Raw genomic sequence first — 17,909 nt, forward strand, 5'->3', positions numbered from 1 at the left:
AAACCCTGGCAGGAAAATTAATCCTACTCAACCAACTCATGAAACTCAATTAAAAGCGATCGCCTAATCATTGAATTAAAGATCAAGATTGTAAGCAAAAAAGTTACCAGTTGTATCGGAAAATAGGGGATCTTTGAAAGGAACTATCTCTATTTTGAACCGCAAAGCAGTTAATAAATCTGCTAAAGTTCCTACAGAATAATTGTTAATTCCATTTACTTTTCCCACTTGCGGAACATTATCCATCAAATGATATTCTCCCGTAATATATCGCACCTGTTTTAACTTTTTAGAAGTCAATAAAATAGGAAATTCGCTGCCTTCGCAATCCAATTTTAAGATATCAATAACCTTATCTCCTATTAAACTATCTAAAGAAACTGTCTCCACTGAGTCCCCTGATTCCCCAAAAACAGAAGGTGTTCCCGTATTTAAGGTATCTTTATTAACAGGATCTGGACCATCGGGATGCATAAGAGAAAAAGAAGTTAAAAATAGTTGCTCATCACTCAATCCATCAGATCTCCACACTGCTTTGGGAGACAGAGAAATCGAGGTACTTTCTAGGTTAAATTTAGCCAAATTATAGTTTTCACTAAAGGGTTCAAATGCCATGATATTTCTTGCACCTCGTTGCCAACATAAATAAGAAAATAATCCAATGTGACAACCTACATCAATAATAGAAGTATTTTCGTTTAGCTGTTCGGGAATTCGATATTCGTTGTCTTGCCAAATGTATTTTTGGAAAATGGCATCGCTAGTATTGGGACGAAGCCTAAACTGTGACATTTTTAAACCTTATTTAGTTGTTAGCCATCTTTTATTGTAAATGAAGATGCCACTTTTTTATCAATGCTAAAAGCGATCGCTTGATGTTTATAAGAATATGCTCTACTGCTAGATACTTATTATTAAATTATTAAAAATAAATCGCCTGTCTACTTCTAGCTATGATATAATCTTTCTTGGGTTTACCTAGTATCTAAATGCATAAAGTCATCTATCAAGATAGTGAGAAGATATTAAACAAGATAAACAAAAAATTACCTATATTAAGCAACTTATAAATGTTTTCCTGTACCTATTTATATCTCAAATTTATATCTCAAAAATTTAGATATCAAGTAAAGATTAAAAAAAACTTTCAATATTATTTAATAAATAACTAAATTACTCTTGTTTAACTAACTCATAAAACCAACCTTCAAATCTCTCACCCAATGCTTGAAGAGAGTATTCTTTTTCAGCTTGCTGACGACATTGCTTTCTATCAATTGTATCAACACGATTAATGCCGTCAACCAAACCAGAAATACTATCAGGTTCGACTAGAAATCCCGTCTTTTCATGTTGGACAATTTCTGCTGGCCCCCCCCGACTATAAGCAATAACTGGAACACCACAAGCTAAGGCCTCAACTGCAACATTTCCAAATGCTTCTATCCACCTTGGAGTCATCAGTAAAGCTTTACATCTACCCAATTTTTCTTGCAATTCTATTGTATTAAAAAAGCCTTCGTATTGATAAGAACCATCGGGATAATTTTGACGAATAGTTTGCCAGTATTTCTCATCGGTAACCTTACCAAAAATTTTCAAAGGAATATTAACAATTTTTGAAGCTTCTATGGCATCTTCTAAAGCCTTTTCTGGAGCAATTCTCCCCACCCAAGCTAAACAATTATCAGGACTATCGCAATAATTATATAAAGATAAATTTAATCCATTACCCAAGACACGGCAAATATCATTAAAGGGAAAAGTTTGGCCTTGAGCATGAGTATGAACCCCCATAGTATTTGGGTATTGTTTAGCGACTCGGTTCATAACCTCATCAAAAGCATCTGTTGTGGAACCCATACTGATAAGATGGGCAATAGGAGTGGTAAAGAAAGGAGTCAGATAAAACGGTAGCCAGTCAAAGGCAAAATTGATGATCAAATCGTAATCCTTTTCTACTCTTCCTGCGTAGTCCCACATATTGCCCAAAACCGAATTTTTCGGCAAAACAATTGGCGCATCTCTATGGTTATTTTGAATTGTATCTTGCCAAGTTCCCGAAATTTCTTGACAAGAAACCTCAGAAACAACAGAATTTTCCGGAGCCACAACTTTAACCCTGTGTCCTCTTCGCCCCATTTCTTGGGCTAAATTAAGCAAAGTTAATTCAACACCTCCCCCCATCCCCGAACCCAGTGGTCCAACAGGGGTTGACAAAAATAGCAATTTCAGCATTAAACTCTCAAAAAAAACTTGATAGCAACCGTTCCATAAATCAAGAGATAGATGTTATCCTGGGAGCTAATTTGCCCGTAATCCATCCCCTTTCCCATTGTCCCATAATTGTCTTGTTTGATACAGATTTTTACCCTGATTATGACTTCTGTGACCCCTCCCGGTATCAACCAACAAAGCGTAGAATTAGCCCCGAGCTATAGAATTCCTGTAGTTTTGCTTCTCATGGCCATCGCCGCTTTTCTCATACAACCTTGGCTAAGTCTTCCCTTCGGTTTATTAGGGTTGTTCCTTTTATTACAAACCGTTCTCATTCGCCTAAGATTTACTCAAACCGATTTAGAGGTTTATCGATCTGATCAGTGTATTCGTAGTTTTCCCTACAGCGATTGGCAAAACTGGGAAATTTTTTGGTATCCTGTACCAATTTTATTTTATTTTAAGGAAGTAAAAAGCATTCATTTTTTGCCCATTATCTTTGATCCCCAAATGCTTAACACTTGTTTGGAACAATACTGTAGTTTTGATAAAATCAAAGCAAACCAGTTGAAATGAATACCGATTCAACGATAGACTTCTGATGAGTCTATCTCTCTTGGTGGAGAAAACTGACAACAGGTAACAAATAAAAATTAGGTGATTCAAAAGAATCATAAGTGATTTGTGTGTGTTTAACAGCAAATCACCCAAGAAAAAACAGACGGTACAATTCCGTAAAAATGTTATCTTATTCCCCTTTCGTCGCCATGAGAAAAACCTCTAACATTGCACCCTGTCTCTAAATCTAAATCCATGACCTCAGACGTTCCCCAGTTTTCCAACCCGAATCTAAACCCTGATCTCTCTCAGGAGAACGCTTCTGCTGAAGAAATAGAAGGATTAGAACCTCTAACCGTTTCCGAAGAGATACGGGAAGAAGAAAGCAAAGAGATTGACTCATTCGATAAAGCAGTATCCTTTATAGATGAGTTATCGCGACCTGCGGACTTGGAAAAAACTGTCCAGGAATTGACCAACGAGGTTGAAGTATTAACGCAACAGAAACAGGATCTAATTGCCGAAATCGAAGCTTTAGAAGTGAGTAAAGCTCAAAAACTGTCAGAAAAAACCCAGACAGTAGAGCAAACTCTAGAAAAAATGGTTGCAGAAGGACTCAAAGAGCTTCAGCAAAAAAAACAAACCTTAGAACTATCTGTCGAGCAATTAGAACGCCGTCGAGATAGAATTCGTGAGGAAATGAAAACCACTTTTGCGGGAATCTCCCAAGACTTAGCTATCAGGGTACAGGGATTTAAAGACTATCTAGTGGGAAGTTTACAGGATCTCGCGGCCGCTGCTGAGCAATTGGATCTGCCAAGTCAAGACAGTTGGGAGCAACCTTCAGAACCTACCATTCCTCCTCCAACTAGTGGATCGACAGTACAAATTGCACCCCAAGCATTTGCCGAACAAACTCGTAAAATTCAGCAGATTTTAGACCAGTATCGTAGAAATCCCGATTACTATGGCCCCCCGTGGCAACTACGCCGAACATTTGAACCCATCCACGCAGAAAGAGTACAAAAATGGTTCTTTTCTCAAGGAGGTAGGGGTACAATTAAATCAATGGGCAGTCGTTTACAAAACATTTTAGTAGCTTCTGCAGTAATTTCCGTTTTGAACGAATTACACGGCGATCGCACTCGGTTTCTGATTTTGGCCAATACCCCAGAAAGATTGGGAGAATGGCGAAGGGGACTACAAGACTGTTTGGGAATTTCTCGAGGGGACTTTGGACCAGAAAGAGGAGTGGTTCTATTTGAATCCCCAGATGCTTTGGTTCAAAAAGCAGAAAGATTAGTAGAAGATGATTTGCTCCCCCTTGTCATCATCGATGAGGCAGAAGAACAAATTAATCTCTCCTTGCTACAATTTCCCTTGTGGTTGGCTTTTGCCCCAGATCCGCAGCAAATGAGCAGCTATCTCTATTAAACAACCAAAATTTTGACCACTTTCAATTTTACCGATGACTTATGGCTTTTTTCATTAGCGCATTACTAATTCTGATTGGCTATCTACTGGGTTCCATACCCACAGGATACCTGACTGCATTTTACCTAAAAGGCATTGATATTCGTGAACATGGTTCAGGATCTACCGGTGCTACCAATGTTTTACGCACTATTGGCAAACGAGCAGCTATATTTGTCTTAGGCGCAGATTTAGCTAAAGCCATGTTCGCTGTCATTGTTGTTAAACTATGGTTTTTATTCCAATCTTCCGATTTGGTTCCTTTAGAATGGAAATCTTGGCTGGTGATTTTGGCAGCGATCGCTGCTGTATTTGGTCATAGTAAGTCTATTTTCCTCAATTTTACGGGAGGCAAATCTGTTGCTGCCAGTTTAGGGGTTTTATTAGTGCTTAACCCCATTGTTGCTTTAGGTACACTAGGTAGCTTTTTGGGGATGTTAAGTCTATCTCGTATTGTTTCTTTGAGTTCTATTACTGGAGTTCTTGCTGTTAATGTGCTTATGTTTGGGTTAAATCAGCCTTTACCCTATTGTTTATTTGGGATAATAGCTGGAGTTTATGTGACTTTTCGTCATCGTACCAACATTATGCGTCTTTTCGCTGGAACCGAACCCAGACTAGGACAAAAATTACAACAAGAAGGAAGTTAATTATTTCTAACTTTTATGGAATCTTGATTATAAGGAGACAGTTGCTATGTTTAAGCGACTGTCTCCTAATTTTAATCATCAGTAAATTGTCTTTTACAAGTAAAAGTTAACGGTTTTTTGTTAATGGGATGAACACAGTAAAGTTGATAAGCGTGGAGAAAATAACCGCAATCTCCAGGAACATTTATTTGTTCTTGTTCATTATTAATTTTAGGAATTCCGCCAATTGTGTATAAGGGATCACCAAGTAAAGGGTAGCCAATAGCTGCTAAATGAATTCTAATTTGGTGGGGACGACCTGTCAATATAGTAACTTCTATTTCTGTTTTATCTGAGTGTCTTTTTAACACACGACACTCGCTGTAAGCGTATTTCCCATCACTTTTTGCCCCATAAATATAACCTAAAACAGGATCAGATATTTTTCCAATGGGATGATCAATAATAAATGAATCAGGAAGGTTAGTTTTTCCAATTAAGGTTCGATAAACTTTTTTTATTTTGTGTTCCCGCATTTGTTGGCTTAAGTGGGAACGAGCGATCGCAGTTTTTCCCATTAACATTAACCCCGATGTTCCCCTCCCTAAACGATGAATTGGTGTGGGTGGGTTATGAGGATATTGTTTTTTTAATTGCCACAATAAAGTATTTTCTAAAAACCCTCCTCCTGGTAACACAGGAAGTCCAGAAGGTTTATTCATCACCAATAGGTGATCATCTTCGTAAAGGCAATCAAAACTCAAGGGAACCTCTGGTTCCTCCCAAGGGGGACGGTTATAGCTTAACCATTGACCTGTTTTTAAAACAGTTTCGGGGGGAACAGGTTGATTGTCAACAAGAATTTGACCAGAGAGAATCCTCTCTAACCATTGTTGAGAACTAGAATGATGGTAATGTTTGGTGTAATATTGTATTAGCGTTACACCAGCATTTTTTGGCTTAATTTGTTCTCTATAAATCCAGCCATTATTCATGCTCTCATCTTTTCGTCGAGGGTTTTCTCCTTCTCTTGGGACTGCGATGGACTTGAGGAAAACCAAGGGCTTTAATCTGTTGATGCTTGCGAACCTCCTCAAGTTCTTTTAACTCTGTGTAATCAACCCAATGGATGCAATCAACAGGACAAGTATCGATCGCTTCTTGAACGGTATCCTCTTCGTCTCCGTCTTGATTGTAGACTCTAGCTCGTCCATGACTGTCTTCCACATAAAAAGTGTTGGGGGCAAAGTGAACGCAGTTTTTACAGCCAATACAGGTTAACTCGTCCACGTAGACCCCTTTTTGTCGCAGTTGACCCCCTAACTCTGGTTCAAATCCGGTTCTATCGGGAGCATCTCGAAAAATTCCCCCTAGTTCCGGTTCTAACCCAGAGCGATCGGGGGTGAAAGCGAAATCATCCATTACGCACTCCAGCGTTGAACAACAAGGCGTATAGAACCGTCTTCGTTCTTTTGTTGTTGGGCTACTTGGAACCCTTGCTTAGAAGACTCATCAAGAATAGTATGCAGAGCATATCCTTGAGTAACTTTCTTCAAAAATCCTTCAACCGATAGAGGTTGCTGCCAGTATTGTAAATCGGCAACTAATTCGTATTCGCTACCATTCCAACTAAAACCGATGTCGTAGCTATTTTCTTGTTGGAGAACAATTTCGGCCTTACGGGTTTGCCCCTTGTATCCCCTAACGGTGTGTGAACCTTCCTTCCAGTCGATTCCCATGTCATTGAGTGCTGCTTTGAGGGAGCTTAGGTTACGGATTTGGGTTTTAATGTTGCTAAAGTGTGACATATTTTTTTAAATTTGAGAACGTTACAAGAGATAGAATAATCAACAACAATTAACTCTCACCAGTCGCTAGAAGAAACCTTATTGGCAACTTTTGCTGATTGAGAGTTAGTTTGTTCGTAATATTCAGAAGTTTTCTCACTAGAAAGAACTCTTCCTAGTTGTGCTTCGATTGCTGCGGTTACCTCTTGACAGGAGGAACCTACTATGCCCGTCACTGATTCTTTGACACGGCCATCGGGGTAAATGATAAATTCTAGGGTTTCCATGTTCATGGTTGATTCTAGAACGGGGTTTTTAATGGGCTCAAGGACTAGAAACATCCGAATAATGGTTGCTCGTGTCCATTGTTACCAAGACGTTTATCTTGATTCACTTTGACTGCACCAGTTAAATGTTAGCAAAAATTAACATTTAATGGGTGCTTCACTCTAGTTATTGTAAGTTTCTCTCAACATTCTAGAAAAAGTCAAGGTTAAATTTTTCCCATAACTAAGAAATTAACAAAAATATACAGAATCGACAAACTACTCGAGACTGCGAGGATCAAGAGCGTCTCTTAAACCATCTCCAAGCAAATTAAAGGAGAGAACCGTCAAAATAATCATCAAAGCAGGGGGCCAAATCAACCAGGGTTGAAGTACCAAAATCGAGGCATTGGTAGACACAGACAGTAAATTCCCCCAACTGGGGTCAGGTTGCTGAATTCCCAACCCAATCAGACTGAGAACGGACTCAGAAACAATGAAACCAGGAACAGCCAGTGTTGCTGAGATGATAATGTATGTAGCTGTTTGGGGCAGTACATGACGAACAATTATGCGCCAAGGAGTTGCTCCCATCGCTTTTGCGGCCTGGACAAATTCTTGTTCTTTGAGGGACAATACTTGACCGCGGATAACTCTGGCCAGTCCTGACCAACCGATAAAAGATGTTATTAAAACGATTAAGAGGAATCTTTGTCCACTACTGAGACTTGGGGGAAGCACAGCAGCTAAGGCCACTAAAAGATAAATTCCAGGGATGGTCATCAAAACTTCTACCAGACGCATCAAAATACCATCGATCCAGCCTCCAAAGTAGCCAGAAATACCCCCGACGATCATTCCCAGGGGAAAAGAGATAATAATACCAACAAGACCGATAAAGAGGCTAATTCTCCCCCCAAACAGTAAACGACTGAATTGATCCCGTCCCTGTTCGTCGGTTCCCAATAAATTGATTTTTCCTGAACCAATAGTGCCAAAAAGATGACGATTAACTGAAATACCTGGAAACAATTCCACTTCTTCAAAAGAAGGGGGTAAAGGAAGACGAATTTGCAGGAATTGGTAAGTTTCACCTTTGACAAAAAGGCGAATGGGGGAAGGTTCCTCAAAATTGACGTTTAGACTACGTTTCCCCGTCTCAACATCCGTAGGACTTTGGGTGACAGGATAAACATGAGGGCCAATAAAGTCACCTCCCTTGGTTGTCCAATAAATCTGTGTGGGAGGAAGAAGAGAACCATCAGCTTGGGATGAATAAGGATTATAAGGAGCGACAAAATCCGCAGCAATTACAGCTATATAGAAAATTATCAGTAGAACTGCTCCAAAACGAGCTAAGGGGTTATCTTTAAGTTTTTTCCACCAGTTCATAACTAAAGCTTAAGCGTTAACTCAATAATTATAATTCTTTCCATTAAATAACATTTTAGTATTAGTAACAAAAATATTACTGATCACAGATAATAAGCAAATAATAGAAATGAAGCTATGATCAAAGTAGCTAAAGTTCATGAAAAAATAACTAGCTGTGGTGAGGATTTTCTACACAAGCTAAGTCGTAATTTAGTTAACAAAAACTAAGTCATTGTAGGGGATTGAACCCCTGCTTTTTTGATCAAGATCCTCACGCTTTTTTGTTTTCCACTCAAATCAAAAGATTGAGACGTTGCATTAATTGAGAGGCTTGCATAGCACCTTCAAATTTTTCTATTGGTTGACTTTTTTTAAATAAAACCAAAGTTGGCAAAGATTGGATACCGTATTTAGAGGCAATTCCTGGATATTTGTCTGTATCTATTTTGACAACTTGTACACGACTTCGCATCTGGGTTCCCACTTGTTCTAAGATAGGGGACATCATTTGACAAGGACCGCACCAAGTCGCATAAAAATCTACGAGAACCGGGACTGTTGATGCGGATAACATTTCTTCAAAACTGGAAAATTGTTTTTTAAGTGCCATAGTTGCTGAGATTTGGTTGGTTAATAAGGTTTTCAATGCTAGTTGCTATATTTCAGAAAACCCTAAATTTTATTTCCCTATAACTATGATAGATCATCATATAATCAAACAACTTTTTTCATATCCGAATTATATAGGTTTTCCCGGACTGATGATGTACACCTAATGCTAAGTCCGCCATTCAAGCTAACAAATATCCTGACTCTTCTATTAAAATGAAGTCATTAGCTTTTTTTAAAGCGATTTTGTGCCTGTTTAAAGGCTTCTCGCATCACTGTCTGAATTTGCTCAGGATTGGGTTTTTTTCCCCCCATTAAATCTCCAAAATAAACACAAGTTGCTTCCCCTAAAGCCCAGGTATAGGCACCAGCCCAAGACGCAGCAATAACACTTCCCAAACCAGGAATAAACTTAATTAATTCTCGTCCGATAGACTGGGCTAAAAACCCTCCTGCGATCGCACTTACAATACCACCAGCCTGGGATGGGGTCAAAATTTGTCCGTAGAGTTTCCCCAACAATGTCACCTGAGATACTTGTAAAGCGGTTAAAACGGGCATAGTAGCAAAGGGTAGAGGAACAGCGGCTAAAGTACCTGCTACCACAGAAAAAGCCCAAATATAGCGACGGGCAACGTCTCGATAAAGATTACCAATTTTCTCGCTGGTTTCCCCTTCTAGAAGTTGATGAATGGCTATAGATTCCGCTTCTGGTAACTTTTGGGCGATGGCGTTTCTGAGGGTTTCTAAGCCGTAAAAAACAGGGGTGTAACCGTCTTCTTCTCGGGTAAAGTCAATGAGAATGGCATCGTCGTAAAGATTCTGGAAGTCATTTTTGAGATGGTTAAAACTGCGATTGATTTCTTCAAAGTTGGGAGGATAAGGGGGATGATTTTGGGTACGGGGAGGATAAATTTCGTGAAGACAAGTAGCAACAAGAATATAGGGAATTTTAGGGGATAGTTGACGTAATTGGTGGGCAATTTTGGCTAGGGTTTCTGTAGCAAAATCATCAATTTTGACGGTTAGAATAACTACTTTTGCTTTTTGGTTGGAGGATTCTAATTTGTCGGTTAATTCTTGAATGATGGAATCCGTATTTTGTTCGATGTCTCCTAATCCTACTGTATCGGTAAAAATTAGTAACGGTAAATCATCGTTGGGGTATGTATATTGGTTCGTATGTTTGGTATGGGGACGAAATCCTTGACCAACAATTTCTGCTGAAACCCCTGTTAATCCTCTGACAATTGAACTTTTACCGGATTGGGTTTTTCCAATTAAAATAGCTTCGGTGGTGGGTAATTTTTCTCTTACTGTTTCTAAAATTTCTGCTATTTGTGTACCACTCACCTGAAACCATTGAGTAATTTTTTGTGGTAATAATTTATTTTTGAGAAAATTTTTGGTTGATTGAAAGACTTGATTCATTGCTGATAATATTAGCTTCAAGGAATTAAACTAGTATCAGTTACCGATTATTGGTTATCACTGTTTACTATTCTAAAACCTGCGTGTTGATAGAAGTTAGGGCGGAACCAATTACGATAATATTTCAAGGTTTCTGTCCCTTGAGTTACCCAAGCCCCTCCTAACATCATTTTATGACGATTATCAAAAAAAGGAGCAGAATTATCTTCGTAGAGAAAATGGGGTTTAAAACCTGGTAAAGGTTTAAAATCTTCTTCTAACCATTCCCAAACATTTCCCCGTAAATCCCATAATCCCGAGTAACTTTGGGCTGTTTTTAATAATCCAACTGGACTAGGAGAACCAAATTTTAAATTGAGATTATACTGGCTTACCTCTTCAATTTCGAGTTGATAATTTTGCTGTGGTTCGTAAGTAGCTAAATTCCACTCTGCTTCGCTCATTAATCTAGTTTCTTTTCCTTTCCAACGGCAATAAGCCATAGCTTCGTAATAATTAACTTCCACTGGCCAGTCTAAGGGTAAAGGGATTTCATCAAACATGGCACGATAATAATATTCGCCGTCATTTAATTGCCAAAATTTTGGATTTCTAACACTATTTTTTTCTTTCCATTGCCAGGATTTTTCGTCCCAATAAGTTTCATTTTCATAACCTTTATTATTGACAAATTCTAGAAATTCAGCGTTACTAACTAAGTATTGACTAGCAAAAAATGATTTAACTTTAACTAAGCGATCGCCGTATTCACAGTCCCATCCATATAATTTATCATCTCTTTCTTTTCCTAGTTTTACAGTTCCACCCTCTACCAAAACCATGTTATTACTATTAGTATTTTTGTGGGAAGGTGCATATTGCCATCCTCGAGGTTTCTCTAGTTTTTCTGTAGGAAGTTGTCTAAATAACATGGAAGAGGTTTCAAAATGAATTCGTTGATGTTCCATTCCCATCATTAGACCCCAAAGGGGATGATTTTCGTGAATGGGAAGTTCTAAAGAGGTATTTTTAATGACTTTTAAAATGACATCATAAGCTGTATTTCGATATTCCCAAATATCGTCAACCTTTGGCCAATTAATGTGTGCGATAGCTTGATCTAATTCTTCTGAATTTTCAGGATCAACCCCAAACTCAAGTAATACTTCATAATCTGCATTAATTCGTTTTTCTAGTAACCCAACTTGAATTAATTTATTAATATAAAATGCAGCAGAATGTCCTAAATAAAAAATCAATGGATTTCTTAAAGGATCGGGATTGATATAAAATGTTTCATCATCCACAATACTTTCCATTAATATGTTTTCTAATTCCCAACTATTCTGAAAATAATCAATTATGGAGTCTCGAGAACAGTTATCAAGAAAAACAGGTAGTTGAGATTTTAGAAGTGACATAATGATTCCCAGTAGATGTTAATAAACTAAATTAAATGTGATTAAGTATTGAATACTATACTTTTATTTACTTTAAGCTATTTTATCGCCTGACTAAGTATTAAAGCAAACCATTGATTTTCATCTGTAAATATTTTTATTGGTTTTAATTTTTTAGAGGCTAATTTATATTTTGTATCTTCTACATCAAATTTTCGAGAAATTTCGGTTAAGATTTTTTCTCCTTTCTCTAAACTAACTGCTAGGTTAAGAGCTTCGAGATTTACTTTTTGTTTTTTTTCTGACAACAAATACATCTCTATTTGTTTTTTTTCTTCGTTGTAAATAGCCTTATGTTTAAAACAGTTAGGATCAAAATTCCCTTTAAATCTATTGTTTAAATGATTCAGCATATTCAAATTAAAAGTTGCAGTTACTCCTTGACTATCATTGTAAGCAGCTTCTAAAATAGACTTAGGCTTTTGTAAATCAACCCCCAACAAAAAATAATCTCCATTGTTTAAAACTTGTGCAATTTTATCTAAGAAATTATCATAGGCTACATCACTAAAATTACCTATAGAACTGCCTAAAAAAAATACCATTCTCCTCTGAGAAGCAAAAGAGTCTAAATGGCTTAGAGCTTCGTCATAAGTCCCTACTAAACCCAGAATATCCAAAGAATTATAATCTTGTTTTAGTTGTATTGCACTTTCTTTGAGAATTCCTGCACTAACATCAATAGGCATATATTTAAAACCCTTTTTTTGTTGCTCATAAGCATCTAGTAATAAGCGAGTCTTCGTAGAGCTTCCACTCCCTAATTCAACCAATTCACAAGTCCCTGTAATTTGTGCAATTTCCCCTGAATATTGTTTTAAAATACTTGCTTCTGTTCGAGTAGGATAGTATTCTGGTAACTGACAAATTTGTTCAAATAATAGAGATCCTCGGTCATCGTAAAAATATTTAGGTGGGATGCTTTTAGGATATTGATTTAACCCTTCCTTAACATCTTGACCCCAGGATTGTTTTGCGTCTTTCCCTGTTTCAAGTGATTGTAAATACTCGATTTTAAATTTTTCTGTTTTTGGCTCATTCAACATACAATAACACAGATGCTCTGTGTTCGATTTTGCTCTTTTATTTTAAAACAAATTTTCTGTAAAAAACAAATTGCTAACCTTAATTTTTTTCATTTCGCATACTCTATATAGCTACAAGAGCATAACTTTTATTTGCAGTAACATGAACCTTTAGGTGCTTTTTTATTTTTTTAACTAAACTTAACGTGATTGTCATAAAAAAAAAGTACAATAAATGAATGCACAAATGTACAACACAGTTTATATTTTCCCAAATATATTATTAGTGGAGTTCTAGAAAACTCGTTGAGTACCTTACCACCATATTCAAGCAATTGAGACATGATAGTTTTGATAGTTTTCCTTCCATAAAAAAGTGTATTTGTCAAGAAAATAAATTATTGTCATTTGCAACATCAGACAAACAATTTGTCTTCGGTGAAATTAACTAGAAAAATTGGGGAACAATAAGGTTGACGAGTAAACCTAACCCTAGTGAGGAACCTTCAATGGCTAAAACAAAAAGTGAACAAACTTTGGGAAGTCTGTTACAACAAGCAAGACTAGTCAGCCCTCATCAGGTTGAGATTGCACTAAAAGAGCAGAAGAAAAATCCCCAACGTCGTTTAGGGGAAATTTTAGCTCAAAAAGGTTGGATAAAACAACAAACTGCCGATTTTTTCGCTGAAGATTGGGCCAGAACCCTAGAGAAAGCTCGCGAAGGAACTCCTCAATATCTGGGCTATTATCTAAAGAAAGCGGGCTTAATCAATGATAGTCAACTCCATAATATCTTAGAGGAACAAGGACAGGGAAGGATATGGATGAGAATCGGTGCTTTGGCTGTATTCAAGGGTTTGATTAACCAAACCACTGTTGATTTTTTTCTCCAACATCTTCACCCCAACCGTGCAGGGGATTCTCCTTTCCTGAAAGCTAGACAGTAACTAAAAATAGAAAAAAATGTTAAGATATTAACACAGCAGGATAAATCGTTCATCTGCTGGCAACAGCAGACGGAAGTAGGGAAAACTATCCCGAAGGAACGCGCCTCATTCGATTCACCACGATTCAGAAGGAGGCGTTATGCCCTTGAACAATGCAATTACTCGCCCGAAGGGGTTAGACGATTTACAGTCTAAATCCCGCTTTTTAATCGCTCAAAAACGTAGCAAGCATCAACATCGTAGACTATCGATGTTATTGCGCCTTTCCTCAGAGATGGGTATCTATGTTCAATCTTTAAAAGCATAAATAGAGGTGAGTTATGACCAATAACCAAAAGCACTTAAGCGATGTTGCTCATCTTCATCGCTCTAACATTTTGAAAAGCTTAGAGCATCGTTTGCAAGTTGCAAAGACTAAAGGACAAAGTCGTTTAGTTCAGCAATTGGAAGCAGAAAAAAGCTACTACAGTCCTTAACCTTAACAGAGTTTTTACTCCAAGGTAATCAAGAGTTCTCGTTTCAACCATAACTTAGAAACGAGGACTCTTTGACTTTAATATCAGTCTGATTGAATCAATCAATTTAGCTAGAAATATTTGATTTTAAAACAAGATTATCTCAGTTTTGACCATTTTGTAGCTATTCCTAATAAACCTAACAGAATGAATCCAAAAATAGCGTTGGGTTCAGGAGTAGCAACTAAAACTGAAATGTTATCACTATTAAAATTAGCAACCGCCAAATCTTCCCTATTGTCGTTGTTGAAATCTCCAATCACTACCGCTCTAGCTGCATCACCCACATCAATGTTACGAGGGAAACTAAAGTTTCCGAGTCCATCTCCTAAAAGTAAGGAAACATCATTGCTGAAAAAGTTGGCCACTGCTAAATCTTCATTTCCATCGTCATTTAAGTCCCCCACCGCAATAGAAGGGGGTAAAAGTCCCACTGGAAAATCTGTGCGGTTTCCAAAACTCCCCAATCCGTCTCCAAACAAAATCGAGACATCGTTATCATCAGCATTGCCAACTGCTAAATCTAATTCACCATCACTATTGAAGTCCCCTACTGCTAGTGCATCTGGTCTATCTCCTACAACAAAATTGTTGGGTGAACCAAAGTTACCGATTCCATCTCCCAATAAGATAGAAACGTCATCGCTAAAAGCATTAGCTACTGCCAAATCTAAGAAATCATCATCATCAAAAAGGCCAGTAACTACGGCAAAAGGTCCATCTCCAACTACAAAATTGTCAGGATTAAGAGAGAAATTGCCAGTGCCATTTCCCAGTAACACTGAGACATCATCTCCCTCAAAATTAACCACGGCGATATCGAGATTACCATCATTGTTAAAGTCTCCAATGGTCAAGGGAACCGGGCTATTTCCCACAGAAAAGTTAGTGGGAGAAGAAAAATTACCCACCCCATCTCCTAACAGTATAGAAACATTATTATCGATATTATTTGCAACTGCTAGATCTAATATTCCATCATTGTTAACATCTCCCACTGCAACAAAAGTTGGAGCTTCTCCTACAGCGATATCGGTACGATTACTAAAATCTCCTGTTCCATCCCCTAGCAATACTGAAATATCATTGCTCTCGAAATTAACCACCACTAAATCCTGGTTAATATCATCGTTAAAGTTCCCTGATGCAATAGATAGAGGTGTATTACCTACCAAGAAGTCCGTACGACTAAAATTCAAACTCACGTTTATCCACTCCTACAATTAATAATAATTAGACAATTCAAGAGGCTATCTTGGCACAATTATTAAGGTTAGTCAAAAGACCTATTGTCAAAGATGATAGCAGTATTTATTTGCATAGATTATAAACTTTCTAGCTTTGAGGCAGAAGGCAGAAGTTAAATTTTCGGTTATTCTATTCAATTGAAAAATGCTTAGGTTAACTGGTAAAATATGAATTAATTGTTAGATATTAATACGTTTGATGAAAGTTATTGCTGATATTTGTGTTATTCCTATGGGAGTAGGGGTTTCTGTTTCTGAGTATGTAGCTGTTTGCTTAACTATCTTCACAGAAGCCAATCTCAATCCACAACTTCATGGATATGGAACCAATGTGGAAGGAGAATGGGATGAGGTAATGGCAGCTCTAAAACGTTGCCATGAGAAAATTCACGAGATAGGAAGTCCGAGAATTAGTACCTCGATTCGGTTAGGAACTCGTACTGATAGGGAACAAACTATTGCTGATAAGATTGATAGTGTTAACTCGATTAATATGGAGTTAAATTAAACAGTATTTTTCTGATCAAAGCTTTGTATAATTAGACTTTTATACTTATAAGTCAATAATATGTTACTACTACAATTTAGCACCTCTCATTACTGCCGAAAAGCAAGACTAGCATTAGGTTATAAAAAAATCCCCTATCAAGTAGAAAACTTAACCCCAGGATTACATATTTTGAAACTAAAACCCCTGACAGGGTTAAGTACTGTGCCAGTTTTGCTCCCCCAAAAAACAGGACAACCCGAGGCAATAGCAGACTCAACTTGCATTTTTAACTACCTTGAAACCTATCAAAAAGATCCCCCTTTCATGCTATGTGATCCCCCCAAACAAACCCAAGCATTATTATTAGAAGATTGGTTAGACGAAAGTATTGGTACAGCAACTCGTTTTGTTTACTATAATTATCGTGCAGGAGAAGGAAAATCCATCGATCCATCTCTATCAAGTCAACTGGTGATCAATATTGTCCGTCGTCAATACGGCATTACACCAAAAACTGTTGAATTAGCTCAAAAACGCCTAGAAGAAGCGATGAATGTCCTTGGCTACTGGAAAGAGCAACCCTACTTAGTCGGAGACTCCTTGAGTATAGCTGACATTACCGCAACAGCTTTACTCAGTCCCCTGGCATTAATTCCTTACTATCGTCAAGCTTATCCTTGGTTATTTGAAAAAATTGTTACCATTCATAATATGTGTGGTGAAACTTTACCCCCAGGACTGTCTGTATAGGAGATAAAATCATGGTCTATAACCCACTTTATCGTGCCATTCCCATCAGTTTAGCTCTACAAATGGTATTTTTTGAGGTAGGGGTAACTTTACCACCCCCAGAGGACATTCCTGAAGAAGTGTTGCGGACCGAAATTATCACTGAGGGGCGATCGCCCGTAGATGGAGAACCCCTAAGTGCAGCAGAATACGCTCAAATCCAAGAAAAATTAGCACAGAGTCCTTATCCCCCCGAAATCGACTCAAAATTGCAAAATCTTATTTTTTTATTGAAAATACGCAAAATGCTCAAAACCTTTGTTCCTCTGCCCATAATACCTTGAGTATGATGAAAGTCATCTTTAACAGAAGAAAATGACTATAAAAATTTAGCCCAAATTTTTACTTTAAAGGCTGTTAGTTTGAGGGAATCTTGGGGAATCTTAAGGGAGAAGGATAACCAATCTATAGCCATCAAGGGCAAAGATCGATTACCTCAAAGACCATCAAATTAACGCTTATAGGGGGGTTTACTGTGTCAACTCATAAAATACTCGTCATTGATGATAGTAAAGTGATTCGGATGCGGGTTAAAGATATGTTACCAGAAGGTAACTTTCAAGTCCTCGAAGCCAAAGATGGTGTTGAAGGATACAATCTTATCCGTAGCGAACAACCTAACCTCATTATGTTGGATTTTCTACTCCCTAAAATGAGTGGTTGGGATGTTTATCAAGAAGTGCAAAAAGAATACGATCTCAAAAAAATTCCTCTTGTCTTGATGTCAGGAAGAAAAGAAGAGGTTGTTGAAAAACTTAACGAACCTTTTGAATACTTTTCTTTTATTGAAAAACCTTTCGAGAAAAAACAATTACTCGGCGCTATTAAAGATGCTATGGCTAAAGCTAGAAAGCATCCTAAACCAAAAGAAACAGCAGGAAACACTTCTCAAGTTACAGGAAATGTCAAAGATGGTGCCGCTATGGCTAAAGAAATTGTTTCTCTTCGTCAACAAGTTAATACCATGCAAGGGGAAATTGATCTACTCAAGAAACAACTAAGACAAGTATTAGGTTTCCTCCGACAAAAAGGGTAGAAATTAAAGGAATATCCCCTTGCTATTACTTCACTAGCAAGGGCAGATTTCTAATAAATTACTTTTCTTTCAGATTA

General features: G+C 37.6%; 22 protein-coding genes and 1 riboswitch. Of the genes, 10 read left to right on the forward strand and 12 right to left on the reverse strand.

Annotated elements, in window-relative coordinates; genetic code table 11:
• Positions 1–75: 75 nt before the first annotated feature.
• Together P9B04_RS22610 and P9B04_RS22615 are read right to left on the reverse strand one after the other, a co-directional pair.
• Entirely contained in the window at positions 76–792 is a 717-nt protein-coding gene (locus tag P9B04_RS22610; protein WP_342057215.1) for an FkbM family methyltransferase, read from the reverse strand.
• A gap of 381 nt (positions 793–1,173) precedes the next feature.
• A complete protein-coding gene (locus P9B04_RS22615; RefSeq protein WP_342057216.1) occupies positions 1,174–2,238 on the reverse strand; it encodes a glycosyltransferase family 4 protein in 1,065 nt (354 codons plus the stop codon).
• A gap of 141 nt (positions 2,239–2,379) precedes the next feature.
• Here P9B04_RS22615 and P9B04_RS22620 point away from each other — a divergent pair, with 141 nt between their 5' ends.
• The 3 genes from P9B04_RS22620 (at position 2,380) to plsY (ending at position 4,898) form a co-directional block, all read left to right on the forward strand.
• A complete protein-coding gene (locus P9B04_RS22620; protein ID WP_342057217.1) occupies positions 2,380–2,793 on the forward strand; it encodes a DUF3119 family protein in 414 nt (137 codons plus the stop codon).
• A 237-nt stretch (positions 2,794–3,030) separates the two neighbouring features.
• Complete coding sequence (locus P9B04_RS22625; protein WP_342057218.1) at positions 3,031–4,209, forward strand: DUF3086 domain-containing protein; 1,179 nt, start codon at positions 3,031–3,033, stop codon at positions 4,207–4,209.
• 41 nt (positions 4,210–4,250) lie between these two features.
• Positions 4,251–4,898 (forward strand): glycerol-3-phosphate 1-O-acyltransferase PlsY, encoded by a 648-nt coding sequence (gene plsY / locus P9B04_RS22630; protein ID WP_287137908.1) that lies wholly within the window; start codon positions 4,251–4,253, stop codon positions 4,896–4,898.
• Between the two features lie 71 nt (positions 4,899–4,969).
• Here the strand turns inward: plsY and P9B04_RS22635 are convergent, their stop codons facing one another.
• The 9 genes from P9B04_RS22635 to egtD form a co-directional block, all read right to left on the reverse strand.
• A complete protein-coding gene (locus P9B04_RS22635) occupies positions 4,970–5,872 on the reverse strand; it encodes an RluA family pseudouridine synthase (protein WP_342057219.1) in 903 nt (300 codons plus the stop codon).
• A gap of 4 nt (positions 5,873–5,876) precedes the next feature.
• Positions 5,877–6,299 carry a ferredoxin gene (locus P9B04_RS22640; protein WP_342057220.1) on the reverse strand — a complete coding sequence of 141 codons (423 nt, stop codon included), beginning with the start codon at positions 6,297–6,299 and terminating at the stop codon, positions 5,877–5,879.
• Entirely contained in the window at positions 6,299–6,685 is a 387-nt protein-coding gene (locus tag P9B04_RS22645) for a DUF1257 domain-containing protein (RefSeq protein WP_342057221.1), read from the reverse strand. Before P9B04_RS22645 ends, P9B04_RS22640 begins: the two co-directional genes overlap by 1 nt.
• A gap of 56 nt (positions 6,686–6,741) precedes the next feature.
• Positions 6,742–6,957 carry a DUF2997 domain-containing protein gene (locus P9B04_RS22650; protein WP_342057222.1) on the reverse strand — a complete coding sequence of 72 codons (216 nt, stop codon included), beginning with the start codon at positions 6,955–6,957 and terminating at the stop codon, positions 6,742–6,744.
• A gap of 252 nt (positions 6,958–7,209) precedes the next feature.
• The gene (locus P9B04_RS22655; protein ID WP_342057223.1) at positions 7,210–8,322 is read right to left on the reverse strand and encodes an ABC transporter permease; all 1,113 of its coding nucleotides are present in this window, start codon (positions 8,320–8,322) and stop codon (positions 7,210–7,212) included.
• Between the two features lie 274 nt (positions 8,323–8,596).
• Positions 8,597–8,914, reverse strand: coding sequence for a thioredoxin (gene trxA / locus P9B04_RS22660; protein ID WP_342057224.1), 318 nt, complete (start codon positions 8,912–8,914; stop codon positions 8,597–8,599).
• Positions 8,915–9,138: 224 nt separating this feature from the next.
• A complete protein-coding gene (locus P9B04_RS22665) occupies positions 9,139–10,344 on the reverse strand; it encodes a YcjF family protein (RefSeq protein ID WP_342057225.1) in 1,206 nt (401 codons plus the stop codon).
• 47 nt (positions 10,345–10,391) lie between these two features.
• Positions 10,392–11,744, reverse strand: a complete 1,353-nt coding sequence (gene ovoA, locus P9B04_RS22670; RefSeq protein ID WP_342057226.1) for a 5-histidylcysteine sulfoxide synthase — start codon at positions 11,742–11,744, stop codon at positions 10,392–10,394.
• A 77-nt stretch (positions 11,745–11,821) separates the two neighbouring features.
• On the reverse strand, positions 11,822–12,829 hold the full coding sequence (gene egtD, locus P9B04_RS22675; protein ID WP_342057227.1) for an L-histidine N(alpha)-methyltransferase: 1,008 nt from the start codon (positions 12,827–12,829) through the stop codon (positions 11,822–11,824).
• 488 nt (positions 12,830–13,317) lie between these two features.
• Between egtD and P9B04_RS22680 the strand changes: the two genes are divergently transcribed.
• The 3 genes from P9B04_RS22680 to pirA all read left to right on the forward strand — a co-directional run bounded on the left by P9B04_RS22680 (position 13,318) and on the right by pirA (position 14,231).
• Positions 13,318–13,755 (forward strand): hypothetical protein, encoded by a 438-nt coding sequence (locus P9B04_RS22680; RefSeq protein WP_342057228.1) that lies wholly within the window; start codon positions 13,318–13,320, stop codon positions 13,753–13,755.
• A 44-nt stretch (positions 13,756–13,799) separates the two neighbouring features.
• A riboswitch (Glutamine riboswitch) is annotated at positions 13,800–13,860 on the forward strand.
• A gap of 34 nt (positions 13,861–13,894) precedes the next feature.
• Positions 13,895–14,062 (forward strand): hypothetical protein, encoded by a 168-nt coding sequence (locus tag P9B04_RS22685; RefSeq protein ID WP_342057229.1) that lies wholly within the window; start codon positions 13,895–13,897, stop codon positions 14,060–14,062.
• 13 nt (positions 14,063–14,075) lie between these two features.
• Positions 14,076–14,231 carry an arginine synthesis PII-interacting regulator PirA gene (gene pirA, locus P9B04_RS22690; protein ID WP_342057230.1) on the forward strand — a complete coding sequence of 52 codons (156 nt, stop codon included), beginning with the start codon at positions 14,076–14,078 and terminating at the stop codon, positions 14,229–14,231.
• A gap of 137 nt (positions 14,232–14,368) precedes the next feature.
• Here the strand turns inward: pirA and P9B04_RS22695 are convergent, their stop codons facing one another.
• Positions 14,369–15,475, reverse strand: coding sequence for an FG-GAP repeat domain-containing protein (locus tag P9B04_RS22695; protein WP_342057231.1), 1,107 nt, complete (start codon positions 15,473–15,475; stop codon positions 14,369–14,371).
• Between the two features lie 241 nt (positions 15,476–15,716).
• On the opposite strand from P9B04_RS22695, the gene P9B04_RS22700 reads away from it, so the two are divergent.
• The 4 genes from P9B04_RS22700 to P9B04_RS22715 all read left to right on the forward strand — a co-directional run bounded on the left by P9B04_RS22700 (position 15,717) and on the right by P9B04_RS22715 (position 17,832).
• Positions 15,717–16,025, forward strand: coding sequence for an MTH1187 family thiamine-binding protein (locus P9B04_RS22700; protein WP_342057232.1), 309 nt, complete (start codon positions 15,717–15,719; stop codon positions 16,023–16,025).
• A gap of 60 nt (positions 16,026–16,085) precedes the next feature.
• The gene (locus P9B04_RS22705; protein ID WP_342057233.1) at positions 16,086–16,757 is read left to right on the forward strand and encodes a glutathione S-transferase family protein; all 672 of its coding nucleotides are present in this window, start codon (positions 16,086–16,088) and stop codon (positions 16,755–16,757) included.
• Between the two features lie 11 nt (positions 16,758–16,768).
• Entirely contained in the window at positions 16,769–17,080 is a 312-nt protein-coding gene (locus P9B04_RS22710) for a hypothetical protein (RefSeq protein ID WP_342057234.1), read from the forward strand.
• A gap of 191 nt (positions 17,081–17,271) precedes the next feature.
• The gene (locus P9B04_RS22715; RefSeq protein WP_342057235.1) at positions 17,272–17,832 is read left to right on the forward strand and encodes a response regulator; all 561 of its coding nucleotides are present in this window, start codon (positions 17,272–17,274) and stop codon (positions 17,830–17,832) included.
• The last annotated feature ends 77 nt before the right edge of the window (positions 17,833–17,909 follow it).

This window comes from Crocosphaera sp. Alani8 (genome assembly GCF_038442745.1).
In the GTDB taxonomy this organism is placed as follows: Bacteria; Cyanobacteriota; Cyanobacteriia; order Cyanobacteriales; family Microcystaceae; genus Crocosphaera.